This window comes from Proteus sp. STS61-E (assembly GCF_040932335.1).
GTDB classification, from domain to species: domain Bacteria; phylum Pseudomonadota; class Gammaproteobacteria; order Enterobacterales; family Enterobacteriaceae; genus Proteus; species Proteus mirabilis_B.
Map to the genome: position 1 here is coordinate 95,992 of NZ_JBFQGE010000004.1, position 15,010 is coordinate 111,001.

Sequence of the window (15,010 nt, forward strand, 5' to 3'; positions counted from 1 at the left end):
AGCCCTGATGATAGTCTTATCGCAAAATTTTTAACATCAAAATGATCACAGTTTGCAGGTTTAGTCTCATAGACAACCTATTGAACACGCTTTCATTTGTTATTTATCAGGTTCATTTTCTGTGCGTTAAAAATAATAATGACTTGCATTGTCTTGTCACTCTTTTACCATAACTGGTGTATCTGATTAATTTAATAGCTGGTGACATCATGACTCAAAATTCTACTCAGGCTAAACGCCCTCATGCAGCAATCAATTTGCCATTAACACTGGTTTCTTTAGATGAATGGTCACTGATAACAGCAACAGGTGCTGACAGTGAAAAATATCTACAAGGTCAACTAACTACGGATATTGCAGCCCTTCCAACAACGACACATACATTGTCTGCACACTGTGAAGCAAAAGGTAAAATGTGGAGTACGCTCCGCTTATTCCACCAGCAAGAAGGTTTTGCTTATATTCTGCGTAAAAACGTCGCGCAAAAACAACTGACTGAATTAAAAAAATATTCCGTATTTTCAAAAGTAACCTTAGCTGAAAATACAGATAGCGTTTTATTAGGATTAGCCGGACAAGGTGCTGCTCTTGCATTAGCCGATTACTTCCCAGATATCCCTCGTAAAGCAAATGAAGTTGTTAATCACGATAATACTTATATTCTTCAGCTACCTTTACCTACCGAACGTTTTTTAATCGTTACAGATGAAGAAACAGCAAAAAATCTTACAACAACATTAAAAGCCGAAATCAGTAATAGCGAGCAATGGTTAGCCTTAGATATTGAGGCTGGATATCCTATTATTGATACTCCAAATATTGAGCAATTCTTACCTCAAGCAACAAATCTGCAAGCATTACCGCTGAGCATCTGCTTTAAAAAAGGCTGTTATACCGGACAAGAGATGGTATCTCGCGCAAAATTCAGAGGTGCCAACAAACGTGCAATGTACCTATTATCAGGTGGTGGTACTGAATTACCTGAAATTGGCGGTAGCGTTGAATGGCAATTAGGCGAAGATAAATGGCGTAAAACAGGGACGGTATTAAGTGCTGTACGTATGGCTGATAATACTATTTTGGCTGAAGTTGTTATGAATAACGATATGGAGCTCGATAGTGTATTTAGAGTTCAAGGCGATAACATCAGCCGTCTATCCATTAAACCACTGCCTTATTCTTTAGAAGAAGAGTAATTTTTATTTATCATACCAATACGGATTTTTATGACACAATTACCTAAAGGGGCATTTGGCCCCTTCTCTGATACGATTAACTTTATTATGGAGTTAGATAAACTAAAACGTGTTTATCGTAAAAATAATGTATTAGACAATAGTCGTTCTGAAAATACTGCAGAACATAGCTGGCACTTTGCTGTTGCAGCAATGAGTTTTCAGCCGTATGCAGGTGATATTGATATGGGACGTGCTATTCAGTTAGCACTTGTTCACGATATCGTTGAAATAGATGCTGGCGATGTGATGGTGTATGACGTTGCTGCTCGTGAAGCAATTAAAGAGCACGAGCAAAAAGCTGCAAAACGTATTTTTGCTTTATTACCTTCGCCACAAAGTGAATATTTTCTCAATTTATGGTTGGAATATGATGCAGCTGAAACACCAGAATCTCAGTTTGCCAATATTCTTGATCGCACCATGCCAATGCTGATGAATTTACATAACGAAGGTCAAAGCTGGGTTGAAAATAATATCCGCTTAGAGCAAGTATTAGCGCGTAATCTGTTTATTGAAAAACAGTGGCCAGAATTTTGGCAATATCTCTACCCTCAATTATTAGAGGCGCAGAAAAAAGGCTGGCTGAAGTAATATATTCAAGACTGAATTTGTTAATAAAAAAATACCGATGACTAACTTAACCATCGGTATTTCATTTAGGAATATTGTTAGATTAAAGCTTATTCATAATCACTGATTGGCGCACATGAACAATGTAAATGGCGGTCGCCATACACATCATCAAGACGTTTAACCGCTGGCCAATATTTACTTTGTTTCGTTGCTTCACTTGGGAACACCGCACATTCACGGCTATAACTATGTGACCACTCTTGCACTAATTCATATTGTGTATGAGGCGCATTAACTAATGGGTTATCGTCAATTGACCATACACCTTTATCTACCTGTGCAATTTCAGCACGAATAGAAAGCAGAGCCTCAATAAAGCGATCAATTTCAACTTTACTTTCGGATTCTGTTGGCTCAATCATTAATGTCCCCGCAACAGGGAATGACATAGTTGGAGCGTGGAATCCATAATCAATTAGACGCTTAGCCACATCCATTTCACTGATACCGTAATTCGCTTTTAATGGACGAATATCGATAATACATTCATGTGCAACATAACCATCAGCGCCAGCATAAAGAATGTCATAGTCATTTTTCAGGCGTTGCGCGATATAGTTCGCATTTAAGATAGCCACTTGGCTTGCTTGTTTAAGCCCTTGTGCGCCCATCATACGAATATACATCCAACTAATTGGTAGTATTGAAGCGCTACCAAATTGAGCCGCAGAAACCGCGCCTTGTGTAGTAACATTCTCCATTTCAACAACAGAGTGCCCTGGCACAAACGGTGCTAAGTGTGATTTCACACCAATAGGTCCCATACCTGGGCCACCACCGCCATGAGGGATACAGAAGGTTTTATGTAAGTTTAAGTGAGAAACATCAGAGCCAATAAAGCCCGGTGTGGTGATCCCCACTTGCGCATTCATATTTGCGCCATCAAGATAAACCTGTCCGCCATATTGATGAATGATCTCGCAAACTTCACGAATACCTTCTTCATAAACACCATGCGTTGATGGATATGTCACCATCACACAAGAGAGTTCAGCTTGATGTTTTTCTGCTTTAGCTTTTAAGTCCGCAATATCGATATTACCGTTATCATCACAACCGACGACAACCACTGTCATTCCTGCCATATGAGCAGAAGCAGGGTTAGTACCGTGTGCTGAACTTGGGATCAAGCAGATATGTCGCGCACCTTCTCCACGACTTTGGTGATAACGACGAATAGCTAATAAACCGGCATATTCACCTTGAGCACCTGAGTTTGGTTGCATGCACATCGCATCATAACCCGTTAATGCAGCAAGCCAACTAGAGAGTTGTCCAATCATCACTTGATAGCCTTTCGCTTGATAAGCTGGGCAGAATGGATGTAACTCTGTAAATTCAGGCCATGTGATTGGGATCATTTCAGCGGCAGCATTTAGTTTCATTGTGCATGAACCTAATGGGATCATCGCTTGGTTCAATGCTAAGTCTTTATTTTCTAAACGATGCATATAGCGCATCATTTCTGTTTCACTGTGATAATGATGAAAGTTTTCATGTGTCAGCACAGTGTCTTTACGTTGCATAGAAGCAGGGATTGATGCTGACGCAGAAGCCACTTGTCTATCAAGTGCATCAATATCACCAGCTAATGCTTTACCACTGATAATTTCAACAAGCTTTAATACATCTTCACGTGTTGTAATTTCGCTTAGTGTTACACCCACGGCACCCACAATATCGGTACGTAAGTTAATTTCAGCATCTTTAGCACGTTGTAATACAGCCGCTTTATCTGCAGTATCAATCGTTAAGGTATCAAACCAAGTTTTATGGCGTAATACCATACCGTTTTGTTGTAAACCCGCTGCTAAAATATCCGTTAAACGATGAATACGTTGAGCGATGGTTTTTAATCCTTCAGGTCCATGATAAACCGCATACATAGCCGCGATATTGGCAAGTAAGACTTGGGATGTACAAATATTGGAGTTCGCTTTTTCACGACGAATATGTTGCTCGCGCGTTTGCATCGCCATACGTAATGCACGATTACCCGCAGCATCACGAGAAACACCAATAATACGTCCCGGCATCGCACGTTTATATTCATCACGACAAGCAAAGAATGCCGCATGTGGACCACCGTAGCCCATTGGAACACCAAAACGTTGCGCTGAGCCTAATACGATATCAGCACCTTGATGCCCCGGTGCTGTGAGTACCACCAGCGCCATTAAATCAGCAGCTACACTGGTAATAATTTTGCGTTCTTTTAATGCTGCTAATAATTTGCTGTGATCATGGACTTCGCCTGTTGTGCCGACTTGTTGTAATAGCACGCCAAAGACACCTTCAAGCTCTAATACTTTTTCAGCCTTATCAACAACCACTTCAAAACCAAAGGTATCAGCGCGGGTTCTGACAACATCTAAGGTTTGAGGGTGAATATCATCAGCAACAAAGAAACGATCCGCATTTTTTAATTTGCTTACACGTTTTGCCATTGCCATTGCTTCAGCTGCTGCCGTTGCTTCATCTAGCAGTGATGCAGAAGCAAGATCCATTCCTGTGTAATCAATTGTAACTTGTTGGAAATTCAGTAGTGATTCTAGACGACCTTGAGAAACTTCTGGCTGATACGGTGTATAAGCGGTATACCAGCCCGGATTTTCTAATAAATTACGCAAAATCACAGGAGGTAATACAGAAGGCGCGTAACCCATTCCAATGTAAGAAGTGAAACGTTTATTTTGGCTGGCGATCGCTTTCAGTTCAGCCAAGGCTTCTTGCTCTGTTGCTCCGGCACCCACATTTGGTGGTGTCTCTAATTGAATATTATCTGGAACAATTTTTTGAGTTAATTCATTTAATGAGGAGACGCCAACAGCACTGAGCATCTCTTTAATCTGTTCTGGTGATGAACCAATATGGCGACGAATAAATTCATCGCGATACTCTAACTGATTTAAAGTCTGTGTCATTGCAAGTAATTTCCTGAATTCACTATGAATGGATAGGTAAATAGCACACGGCTTAAAGCGTGTTGAGATAGCATTACGATAACAAGCTAACAAATAAAAACGCCCCGGCATTAATTTGACGGGGCGCTTCGTTTTACTCTTCGCTATCTACCAACTCTTGATAACCTGCGGCATCAAGTAAGTCATCTAATTCGCTTTCATTATTTGCTTTAATGCGAAATAGCCAACCTTCTCCGTAAGGTGCGCTGTTTACCAGCTCTGGAGAACCATCTAACTCTTCATTTACTGCGATAATTTCACCTGATAATGGTGCATAGATATCTGATGCCGCTTTTACTGATTCCGCAACGGCACAATCATCACCAGCAGCCACTTCTCTACCCACTTCTGGTAGATCAACAAACACCATGTCACCTAATAATTCCTGTGCATGTTCAGTAATACCGATAGTGTATTCACCATTGCCTTCTGAACGTATCCACTCATGAGATTGTGCGTATTTTAATTCACTAGGTATTTGACTCATTGACCTTACTCTCCATTTAAAATTATTGTGCGTGTTATACCAATGCTTTACCTGAACGAACAAAACCAGGTTTTACCACTTCTACTGGCATCTCACGATTACGCATTAATATAATTGCGCTATCTTTTATACCTGCTGGAACTCTTGCTAATGCAATACTAAAGCCTAATGTAGGCGAAAAAGTACCACTTGTAATAATACCTTCTCTTAATTCACCTAAATCATCAGTAAAGTGTACGGCAGTACCTGCTCGCAACACACCTTTCTCTCGCATCACAAGACCAACAAGTTTATCTGTGCCTGTTGCGCGTAATTTTTCTAATGCTTCTCGACCAATAAATTGACGATCTTCCGGTGCCCATGCAATCGTCCATCCCATATTCGCTTCAAGTGGGTTAATAGTTTCATCCATCTCTTGGCTATAGAGGTTCATTCCCGCTTCTAAACGTAATGTATCTCTCGCACCTAATCCTGCGGGTTTAACACCCACAGCTAATAATTTTTTCCAAAAATCGACTGCTTGCTCTTTTGGCATTGCGATTTCATAACCAGCTTCACCGGTATAGCCTGTTGTTGCAACAAACAGGTCTCCAAGCTCTACACCATAGAAAGGCTTCATAGCAGAAACAACTTGGCGTTGCGCTTCGGTTAATAAGCTTTGTACTTTCTCTTGTGCATGAGGACCTTGAACAGCGATTAATGCCAAATCGTCACGTACAGTGATATCCACAACATAATCTGAAGCATGTTGTTCAATCCATGCCAGATCTTTTTCTCGGGTAGCAGAGTTCACAACGAGACGATAGAAAGAGTCATCAAAGTAATAAACGATAAGATCATCAATTACACCACCTGATGCATTTAACATACCGGTATAAAGCGCCTTACCTTTTTCGGTGAGTTTAGCGATATCATTCGCTAATAAATAACGCAGAAAATCTTTAACTTGTGAGCCATGTAAGTCAACAATGGTCATATGAGAAACATCAAACATACCTGCATCACGACGTACAATATGATGTTCATCTATTTGGGAGCCATAGTGCAAGGGCATCATCCAACCATGAAAATCGACCATACGAGCACCGCAGGCTACATGCTCATCATACAACGGAGTCTGTTTTGCCATTCTTCCCTCTTTCTACTTTTACTTTAGATTATTCAGAGAACGTATTTGTTAAATATAAAATTAAACTTGATTTGAAATCATAGTGTTAATCTTAAGCTTAAGTTTATTTTTAAACATAGATTTAACAAATACGAGCAATTAACGTACAACGCAAACGATACCATCCCCTTGAACTTAGCATTGTGAGAAAAAATAAACCATAAGTTAAAATAGGGTATAGTGTCTCTTAATCATAATGTAGACATATGGGTATGCAGAACTAATGATTGCAATTATGCGTATCAGCGCTCATTTTTAGCGAGGAATTACTGAAAAAAAGGAATTAGTGCAAAGAATAGACTGAAAAAATAGATTTTTTTAGTTCTATTTCTTCAGTCAGATATAAATAAAAGTAATGTGAAATAAGCGAGGAATTAGATTTTTTCAACTGAAGTGAAATTTTTATCACTTAACCATTCAGGTAAATCAGAAAGTCCCATTGCTTGCTCAAGTAACTTAGGTTTTACCCCCGGTAAACTATCTGCTAACGAAAGGCCGATATCCCGAACCAGTTTTTTAACTGGGTTGTTGCCAGCAAAAAGTTCACGGAATCCTTGCATACTTGCCAGCATTACGGCTGCGGCATGTTTGCGACGACGCTCGAATCGTCTCAAATAGAGATATTCACCAAAATCTTTACCTTCTGCTTTTAAGCGGCGGATCTCACCGATTAACTCTGCAACATCCATAAAACCGAGGTTAACGCCTTGTCCAGCTAAAGGGTGGATAGTATGTGCAGCATCACCTAATAGTGCTAAACGAGGAGCCGCAAATTGACGAGCATAACGACCTGTTAATGGTATGGTCATGCGATCACTTATCAACTCACATTGACCTAAACGCATATCAAAGGTCACACCTAATGTGCGTTCAAATAAGGTTTTTTCTGCGTTTTTATAACTTTCAGCAAGGTTGCTTGGTAAAGACCAAACAATAGAACAAGTATGAGGATCAGAAAGCGGTAGAAATGCCAAAATGCCTTCACCATGAAAGACTTGGCGTGCGACATTATCATGAGGCTGTTCAGTACGAATAGTGCCAACTAAGGCATGATGTTCATAATCCCAAAAAGTCAGGGGAATATCTGCGTGTTTGCGTAACCATGAATTAGCACCATCAGCTCCGACAACTAATCTTGCCGTCAACATCTCACCATCATTCAGGGTAATAAATGCATCATTTTCCCCCCACACCACACGCTCAATCTGCGTTGATGAATAGAAGGTAATATCACTGTGGCTTTCACATTTTTGCCAAAGTACTTCACGAATAAGGTTATTTTCGATGATAGAGCCTAAATGGCTGAACCCTTCTTTTTGTGCTGAAAATTCAATACGACCAAAACTATCTTGATCCCAAACCTCCATACCTTGATAAGGTGCGGTTCGTAGTGCTTGTAAGTTTTCCCAAACACCTAATTTTTTCAGCAACATTTCACTGGCTGTATTAATAGCAGATACCCGTAATGAAAAATCATCCTGTGGGTGAAAAAGCTTCGTTACTGGGTGATTTTCTATTATCGCTATACGTAATCCACACCCGTGTAATCCGCTGGCTAATGCAAGCCCAACCATTCCACCACCAGCAATAACAACATCAAATGATTTCATAATAAAAGTATCCTAAAAAGCGATTATTTTAGAGCGCGCTGTTCTTTTCTGCTTGTCTAGTCTGTCCAGCCCAATGTTTGATGCGCCAATTTATCTCTCATCATTGGAAGCAATTCCATCGTCATTAACCCTAAGTTGCGAGAAATAATCAGTGGCACACAACGATTTGCAAACACTTTCACCAACCCATCGGTAATAGAGATTGTTTTTTCTCTATCTTGTTGGCGAAGTTGTTGATATTGAGAGAGCACTCGATAACTACCAATATCAATATTGGCATTAATCGCTTGGGTGATCGTATTGGCGAGCGCCATAACATCACGTAAACCAAGGTTAAAACCTTGTCCTGCAATAGGGTGAAGTGTTTGCGAGGCATTTCCAACTAACGCTAAACGATGACCAATAATTTGATTGGCTTTTTGTAGTGCTAAAGGGTAACAATTTCGCTTGCCAATATGCTCTATCTTTCCTAAACGCCAGCCAAAATCACGCTGTAAATGTGCGATAGTTGTTTCATCATCCCACTGTGAAACTTCATCCAGCTTTTCAATCGGATGGCACCACACTAATGAGCTGCGCCCTTCACTCATTGGTAACATGGCTAATGGACCAAATTCCGTAAAGCGCTCGAAAGCTTTACCTTGAGGATCGATTTGCGTTTTGACATTAGCGATCACGGCCACTTGGTTATAAGGCTCTCGTTGCCATTGAATATGGCACTGGTGACCAATAGGTGAGTTCGTACCATCAGCGGCAATCAGTAAGTCACTCGATAATTGCGTACCATCATCAAGTGTTACCTCAACAGAATCGATATTACGTTGAACTTGTTCAACTTTAGCAGGGCAATAAAGTGTGATATTAGATTGTTTTTTCAACTTGGCAAAAAGCTGACGCCCTGCATCATGTAATTCAACAACATAACCCAGTGCTGAGATATCATAGTCTTGTGCATGAATATTAACAAAACCACAATGCCCTCTATCAGAGACATGAACGTGATTAATGGGGGTAACAAAAGGTTTTAATGTTGACCAAAGCCCGATTTGCTCTAACCGTTTTGCTGTTCCATGTGCTAATGCAATCGCTCTTGCATCAAACCCAGGATGCCCATTGTCAGGCTCTCTTGCTTCAATTAACGAAATTGAAATCTTACCTTTATTTAATGTAGAGAGTGCAAGTGCTAATGTCGCACCTGCCATTCCACCACCCACAATAATCACATTCATGCTGATTTTAGCCTTAAATTTTTCCTGCCATCAGAGCTTCAATTTCATCAGGATCTTTAACAACAGATGCCGTTAAATTCTCATTGCCTGTTTCCGTGATAACAATGTCATCTTCAATACGAATACCGATACCGCGATATTCTTGTGGCACGTCTGCATCTGGTGCAATGTAAAGCCCCGGTTCAATGGTCAGTACCATACCTGGTTCTAAAATACGGTCACGCTCAGTGCCATAATGTCCAACATCATGAACATCAAGACCTAACCAGTGGCTTAAGCTATGCATAAAGAAACGCTGATAGGCTTTTGTCTCAATAAGATGATCGATTTCACCGTGCATAATGCCCAGTTTAACCAGTCCTTCGACCATGATATACACGACATGCTCTGTAACTTCTTTGATACTTGTACCAGGTTTGTACAATTCCAAAGAAACATTGATGGATTTTAAAACGATGTCATAAATTTCGCGTTGTTGACGGCTAAATTTACCATTAACAGGAAAAGTACGGGTGATATCACCAGCATAACCTTCATATTCACAACCTGCATCAATGAGAACTAAATCTCCATCGCGCATTTTGGTTTCATTTTCGGTGTAATGAAGAATACAACCATTTTCACCACTACCGACAATACTGTTATAAGAAGGGAAACGCGCACCATGAGAAACAAACTCATGTTCAATCTCACCTTGAAGTTGATATTCGTACATACCCGGCTGACATTTTTGCATCGCACGCGTATGTGCTAACGCAGTGATTTTTCCGGCTTTACGCAGTAATTCAAGTTCAAAATCAGATTTAAACAGACGTTGTTCATGAACCATTGGACGCCAATCAATAATGGTTTGCGGCGCTTTTAAGTTACGGCGAGAGCCTTTTCTTAATGTTTCTAATGCACTAAAGACTATCTCATCAGCAAACGCGTATTCACCTTGAGCATGATAAACAACATCTAACCCGTTTAATAATTGGTAAAGTTGTTCACCCACATCTTCATAAGGTAGCGCCTTATCAACACCCAATTTTTCAGGTGCTGCTTCTTGTCCAAGGCGACGACCAAACCAAATTTCAGCGGTTAAATCTCTAACACGATTAAAAAGTACACTATGGTTATGTGTTTCATCACTTTTAATCAGCACAAGAATAGCTTCAGGCTCGCTGAAACCAGTTAGATAAAGGAAATCACTATGTTGGCGATAAGGATACTCACTATCAGCATTACGTTGCGCTGGTGGTGCGGCGAAAAAGATAGCTGCACTCGCAGGCTTCATTTGTGCTAATAATGCCTGACGACGGGATAAAAATTCTTGCTTATTCATACCCACTCCTGTCTTTCATTTATCTTTATGGTTATCTAATTAATGATGAAATTAATGTAATACACGTTGCTCATTTTGTTCGTCATTTCCTTTGTCTTTTGGTGCGACAAAAGTGATATAACAAAGTTGAACGGATACTTTTACATATTCACTGACTTCTTCAAGTGCATCTTCAAGTTCTTCTTGGTTTTCGTCTTCTTCGTAACCTAGCGCACCAATATTACGTAAATCAGTAATCACTTCGGTCAATTCTTTATGATCAGACAACTTAGGTTGAGCAACCCCCAGACCTAAAAGAAAATGATTAACCCAACCTGCAAGGGCATCGGCTCTTGGAAAAACAGATTCAGATTCGTCAGGTACTAACATCGAGAAATTGAACACACTGTCATCGAGCTGTTCGTAGGTGATGTGATAAAGCTCTTCAAGTGGCTCTGATAGCGTTTTAGGAAAAGCTAAACCTTCATTGGTCAGATCGTGTAATAAGGTTTTCCAACTACTATCGCGCACTGCACCGCAAATAAATCCTGTAATCAAACCATGCATTTCAGCCGCGGTTAAAGGTACTGTATGTTGCTGTAATAATGCATCAATAGTTTGATAATTCGGTAATGTGTTCTGTTTTGACATAAGAATAAACGTCGCATTTAGGGGAATAGTTCAAGATATGCTACCATCAATAGAAGTCGCTGTACCAGTTAAGCCATGTTAATCATTGGAATTTTTGCAGTAATAGCGTTTAATACAGCGTTATAACCGTATACACTACTAAACACGTAGCACAGATTTTATGTCAGGAAGGAATCATGTCCGCACAACCCGTTGATCTTCAAATTTTTGGGCGTTCATTACGTGTCAATTGCCCACCAGAACAAAGAGATGCTTTACTGGCTTCTGCTGCTGAACTGGAACAACGATTACAAGATCTCAAAGAACGCAGTGGTGTTTCCAATACAGAGCACTTAATTTTTATCGTGGCATTAAATATGAGTCATGAGTTGGCAGAAGAAAAGTTAAAAACCAGAGACTATGCCTACAACATGGAAGAGAAAATAAAAATGCTACAACAATCCATTGAACAAGCTTTACACGATCAAGGCAAGCACCATGATCGCACTTTTTCAACTGCGAAGTAGATTTGTTCAGAAAGCATGCGTACACCACGAAATTCACAGATAATAGGTTGCTTTCTACAATTAAAATAATACAATAGTTCATAGATAAGGTGCTTAGCGCACCCACCAAATTTCTCTGAGATGTTTGCCAGCGGGCCAGTCCCCTGAGCCGATATTCGAAACACATAGAACGTGGTGATCTGTTGCTTGTGAGCATACCCGATTCGTTCAGGCAGCCTAATGGCAGCAACACTATGTTCACCTTGGACCATGGGTTCAAGGGTTACAGCTTGCGGCGGCATCTTGGAGACCTCCTACTAAAGTTCTAAACACTAAGTATTTTATAACTACTTAATGTTTAGAACTTTTTTTATGCTTTCATTCTCATATCTTCAACTTCTTCGCTTTCTTACCTCTAAAGTGTGATAAATTGATTAAAATGATGGTTTCTACTTAATACCAACCGCTTATTGATGGATTGATGAATGACGCACACTTCACTTTTTCAACAAAGAGATGAGATCCGCAAAGCTATTCGCCAAAAACGTCGTTTACTCACATTAGAAGAGCAACAACAAGCAGCTGATAAATTATGCGAGCAAGTTCTTGCTCATCCTAAAATTAAACAAGCACAGACTATTGCACTGTTTCTTTCTTTTGACGGTGAAATTGATACATCACCTTTGATCTCCCAGTTATGGACATTAAATAAACAAGTTTGCTTACCTGTATTACACCCATTTCATCGCCATCATCTCCTTTTCTTACGTTACACACCCTCTACTCCGTTAGTAAAAAATCGCTTTAATATTTCTGAACCTCCTCTAAATGTGAACATGGTTATTCCCATCTCTAATATTGATATTATCTTTACACCATTAGTCGCTTTTGATGCACAAGGTCAACGATTAGGTATGGGAGGCGGTTTTTACGATAGAACATTAGAAAACTGGCAACGAAAATCATTTTACCCAATGGGGCTTGCCCATACTTGCCAACAAGTTGATTATCTCCCTACCGCTGATTGGGATATTCCATTACCTGAAATTATTACTCCTGAAAAAAGATGGCATTTTTAGGCTATTCTATTTTTTAGTATCAATAGTTATCTGTGTTTTTTTATATTTTTTATAAAAAAAACACTCTTAAATACCTTTTATATTCCCTCTATAAAAAGGTATTTATTCTAATGAATAATAAAGACATTCATTTAATTAAATGCATTAACATTATTATCAGCCTAATTGAAAATAAAGAAATAAAAACAGAACACAATCACACAGTAAATTCATTAGAAAAAGAGCACAACTTTAAATTAAAGAAAATAAAAAAATCAACTTTATTAAAAAAACAAATAAACCATAAGTTAATTATTATAGATAACAATGATAATTCATTTATTTTACTAAAAAACAATAACAACAACATTCTTATTTATAACACTCAAACAGATAAAACAGAAACTATTAGTAGAGATAGTTTATTTAAAATGAAAACCATCTATTACCTTGATTTTAAATCAAATAATGAATTCAACATTGCTTGGTTTTTTCCTGTATTTAAAAAAAATAAAACCATTTTTTATAGTATCTTGTTTTATTCATTAGTTTTGCAATTATTACTATTGGCAACTCCTTTAGTTACACAAATTATTATGGATAAGATAATTGTTCATCAAGCACTATTAACACTTGATTTATTAGTTATTACTTTGGTCTTTATTGCTATTTATGAAGGTGTGCTAAAAGGAATTAGAGAGTATATCTATCACCACACAGCAAATAAAATTGATATTACTCTAAGCTTAAAATTGACCGAACACTTATTTAAATTACCGATTAGTTATTTTAAATCTCGGCAAACTGGTGCCATTGTCACTCGAGTAAAAGAATTAGATATTATTAGAGAATTTATTACTAATACGTTATTGATGCTAATTGTCGATTTTTCTTTTATCTTTATATTTATCGTTGCAATGGCAATATTTTCGTTAAAACTCACTTTATTTTTTATTACCTCGATCTCTTTTTACTTTATTTTAGCTAAATTTCTCGCACCTAAAATAGAGCTTGCTGTTCAACAGCTTTATCAAAAAGCGGCAATTAATACTGGATTTCTTACCGAAAGTTTAGGGGGGATTGAAACAATTAAAAGCCTTTCGCTTGAGCCTCGATTTACACAACAGTGGCATACACAAATTCATCAGCTCACCTCTAAAAGCTTAGCACTTCAAAATATTGATAATTTCTCGCGCTTTATTGTGTTATTTCTTAATAAAACAACAATGGCATTACTGTTATGGCTAGGTGCCTATGAAGTCATTTCTCTTTCGATAACAATAGGTCAACTTATTGCGTTCATGATGCTCCTTAGATTCTGTTTACAACCCTTTGCGACGGCAATTGATGTTTGGGGTAAATATATCAGAACAAAAACCGCTATCTATAACTTACAAGATATTCTTAATCTTCCTAAAGAGCAGGATACTGCAACACGGCAATCCAATATCAAAGGTGAAATTACCTTTAATAAGGTGAGTTTTTATTATCAAAGCAATACTCCTGTTATTTTAAATAATATTTCATTACATATTAAAAAACATGAAGTTATTGGTATTGTTGGTACTTCAGGCTCGGGGAAAAGCACCTTAGTGCGAATGATTTCAGGTCTTTATATTCCACAATCAGGCTGTATAAAAATTGACGGTATTCCTCTTACACAATTTCATTTAACTAACCTACGCCAACAAATCGGTTTTGTATTACAAGAGAACTTTTTATTTAACTTAAGTGTCTTTGATAACATTCGATTAACTCATCAACATGCTTCTTTAGAAGAAGTTATTCACGTTGCCAAAATAGCAGGTGCTCACGAATTTATTTTAAAGCTTCCCCTAGGATATGACACGCTTATTACAGAAGGAGGAACATCATTATCAGGAGGCCAACGCCAACGTATTGCGATTGCCAGAGCATTATTATCCTCACCTAAAATTCTAATTTTTGATGAAGCCACCAGCTCTTTAGATGATAACTCCCAAGCCATAATTCAAAATAACCTCCCTCTTATTGCTAAAGATAAAACCGTTATTATCATTGCTCATCGCCTTTCAACTATTCGAAATTGTTCTCGTATTATTGTGTTAAATAAAGGGCAAATTATTGAAGATGGAAACCATGAAGAATTAATTGCAAACAGTGGTTATTACAAAAAACTTTGGCAACTTCAACAAGGATGTTGAAA

At 38.5% G+C, this 15,010-nt stretch carries 12 protein-coding genes and 1 other RNA gene; 6 read left to right on the forward strand and 7 right to left on the reverse strand.

Annotated features, from left to right (window positions below; genetic code table 11):
- The first annotated feature begins 209 nt into the window (after positions 1–209).
- Together ygfZ and AB4J89_RS10915 are read left to right on the forward strand one after the other, a co-directional pair.
- Positions 210–1,196, forward strand: a complete 987-nt coding sequence (gene ygfZ, locus AB4J89_RS10910) for a tRNA-modifying protein YgfZ (protein ID WP_368469199.1) — start codon at positions 210–212, stop codon at positions 1,194–1,196.
- 30 nt (positions 1,197–1,226) lie between these two features.
- Positions 1,227–1,829, forward strand: a complete 603-nt coding sequence (locus AB4J89_RS10915; protein WP_006533678.1) for an HD family hydrolase — start codon at positions 1,227–1,229, stop codon at positions 1,827–1,829.
- Between the two features lie 89 nt (positions 1,830–1,918).
- On the opposite strand, the gene gcvP is transcribed toward AB4J89_RS10915, so the two are convergent.
- The 7 genes from gcvP to AB4J89_RS10950 all read right to left on the reverse strand — a co-directional run bounded on the left by gcvP (position 1,919) and on the right by AB4J89_RS10950 (position 11,282).
- A complete protein-coding gene (gcvP, locus tag AB4J89_RS10920) occupies positions 1,919–4,795 on the reverse strand; it encodes an aminomethyl-transferring glycine dehydrogenase (RefSeq protein ID WP_368469201.1) in 2,877 nt (958 codons plus the stop codon).
- Positions 4,796–4,928: 133 nt separating this feature from the next.
- Positions 4,929–5,321 carry a glycine cleavage system protein GcvH gene (gcvH, locus tag AB4J89_RS10925; RefSeq protein ID WP_100159082.1) on the reverse strand — a complete coding sequence of 131 codons (393 nt, stop codon included), beginning with the start codon at positions 5,319–5,321 and terminating at the stop codon, positions 4,929–4,931.
- A gap of 34 nt (positions 5,322–5,355) precedes the next feature.
- Positions 5,356–6,450, reverse strand: a complete 1,095-nt coding sequence (gene gcvT, locus AB4J89_RS10930) for a glycine cleavage system aminomethyltransferase GcvT (protein WP_368469203.1) — start codon at positions 6,448–6,450, stop codon at positions 5,356–5,358.
- Positions 6,451–6,863: 413 nt separating this feature from the next.
- Positions 6,864–8,099 carry an FAD-dependent 2-octaprenylphenol hydroxylase gene (gene ubiI, locus AB4J89_RS10935; RefSeq protein ID WP_088494959.1) on the reverse strand — a complete coding sequence of 412 codons (1,236 nt, stop codon included), beginning with the start codon at positions 8,097–8,099 and terminating at the stop codon, positions 6,864–6,866.
- Between the two features lie 56 nt (positions 8,100–8,155).
- Positions 8,156–9,328, reverse strand: a complete 1,173-nt coding sequence (gene ubiH, locus AB4J89_RS10940) for a 2-octaprenyl-6-methoxyphenyl hydroxylase (protein WP_368469206.1) — start codon at positions 9,326–9,328, stop codon at positions 8,156–8,158.
- A 13-nt stretch (positions 9,329–9,341) separates the two neighbouring features.
- Positions 9,342–10,652 carry a Xaa-Pro aminopeptidase gene (pepP, locus tag AB4J89_RS10945; RefSeq protein WP_075670852.1) on the reverse strand — a complete coding sequence of 437 codons (1,311 nt, stop codon included), beginning with the start codon at positions 10,650–10,652 and terminating at the stop codon, positions 9,342–9,344.
- Positions 10,653–10,703: 51 nt separating this feature from the next.
- Positions 10,704–11,282, reverse strand: a complete 579-nt coding sequence (locus AB4J89_RS10950; protein ID WP_194950930.1) for a YecA family protein — start codon at positions 11,280–11,282, stop codon at positions 10,704–10,706.
- A gap of 176 nt (positions 11,283–11,458) precedes the next feature.
- Here AB4J89_RS10950 and zapA point away from each other — a divergent pair, with 176 nt between their 5' ends.
- The 4 genes from zapA (at position 11,459) to AB4J89_RS10970 (ending at position 15,008) form a co-directional block, all read left to right on the forward strand.
- Complete coding sequence (gene zapA, locus AB4J89_RS10955; RefSeq protein WP_023581530.1) at positions 11,459–11,788, forward strand: cell division protein ZapA; 330 nt, start codon at positions 11,459–11,461, stop codon at positions 11,786–11,788.
- Positions 11,789–11,897: 109 nt separating this feature from the next.
- A non-coding RNA gene (ssrS, locus tag AB4J89_RS10960) (6S RNA) lies at positions 11,898–12,081 on the forward strand.
- A 171-nt stretch (positions 12,082–12,252) separates the two neighbouring features.
- Positions 12,253–12,846, forward strand: a complete 594-nt coding sequence (locus tag AB4J89_RS10965; protein WP_088494956.1) for a 5-formyltetrahydrofolate cyclo-ligase — start codon at positions 12,253–12,255, stop codon at positions 12,844–12,846.
- Between the two features lie 110 nt (positions 12,847–12,956).
- Positions 12,957–15,008: a peptidase domain-containing ABC transporter gene (locus AB4J89_RS10970; RefSeq protein ID WP_368469209.1), complete on the forward strand. Its 2,052-nt coding sequence runs from the start codon at positions 12,957–12,959 to the stop codon at positions 15,006–15,008.
- The last annotated feature ends 2 nt before the right edge of the window (positions 15,009–15,010 follow it).

Excerpts from the sequence above, each read along its gene's own strand:
- AB4J89_RS10915 (WP_006533678.1), top strand. The coding sequence starts at position 1,227 with ATGACACAATTACCTAAAGGGGCATTTGGCCCCTTCTCTGATACGATT.
- AB4J89_RS10965 (WP_088494956.1), top strand. The coding sequence starts at position 12,253 with ATGACGCACACTTCACTTTTTCAACAAAGAGATGAGATCCGCAAAGCT.
- AB4J89_RS10950 (WP_194950930.1), bottom strand. The coding sequence starts at position 11,282 with ATGTCAAAACAGAACACATTACCGAATTATCAAACTATTGATGCATTA.
- ygfZ (WP_368469199.1), top strand. The coding sequence starts at position 210 with ATGACTCAAAATTCTACTCAGGCTAAACGCCCTCATGCAGCAATCAAT.
- gcvP (WP_368469201.1), bottom strand. The coding sequence starts at position 4,795 with ATGACACAGACTTTAAATCAGTTAGAGTATCGCGATGAATTTATTCGT.
- gcvH (WP_100159082.1), bottom strand. The coding sequence starts at position 5,321 with ATGAGTCAAATACCTAGTGAATTAAAATACGCACAATCTCATGAGTGG.
- gcvT (WP_368469203.1), bottom strand. The coding sequence starts at position 6,450 with ATGGCAAAACAGACTCCGTTGTATGATGAGCATGTAGCCTGCGGTGCT.
- pepP (WP_075670852.1), bottom strand. The coding sequence starts at position 10,652 with ATGAATAAGCAAGAATTTTTATCCCGTCGTCAGGCATTATTAGCACAA.
- ubiH (WP_368469206.1), bottom strand. The coding sequence starts at position 9,328 with ATGAATGTGATTATTGTGGGTGGTGGAATGGCAGGTGCGACATTAGCA.
- ubiI (WP_088494959.1), bottom strand. The coding sequence starts at position 8,099 with ATGAAATCATTTGATGTTGTTATTGCTGGTGGTGGAATGGTTGGGCTT.
- zapA (WP_023581530.1), top strand. The coding sequence starts at position 11,459 with ATGTCCGCACAACCCGTTGATCTTCAAATTTTTGGGCGTTCATTACGT.
- AB4J89_RS10970 (WP_368469209.1), top strand. The coding sequence starts at position 12,957 with ATGAATAATAAAGACATTCATTTAATTAAATGCATTAACATTATTATC.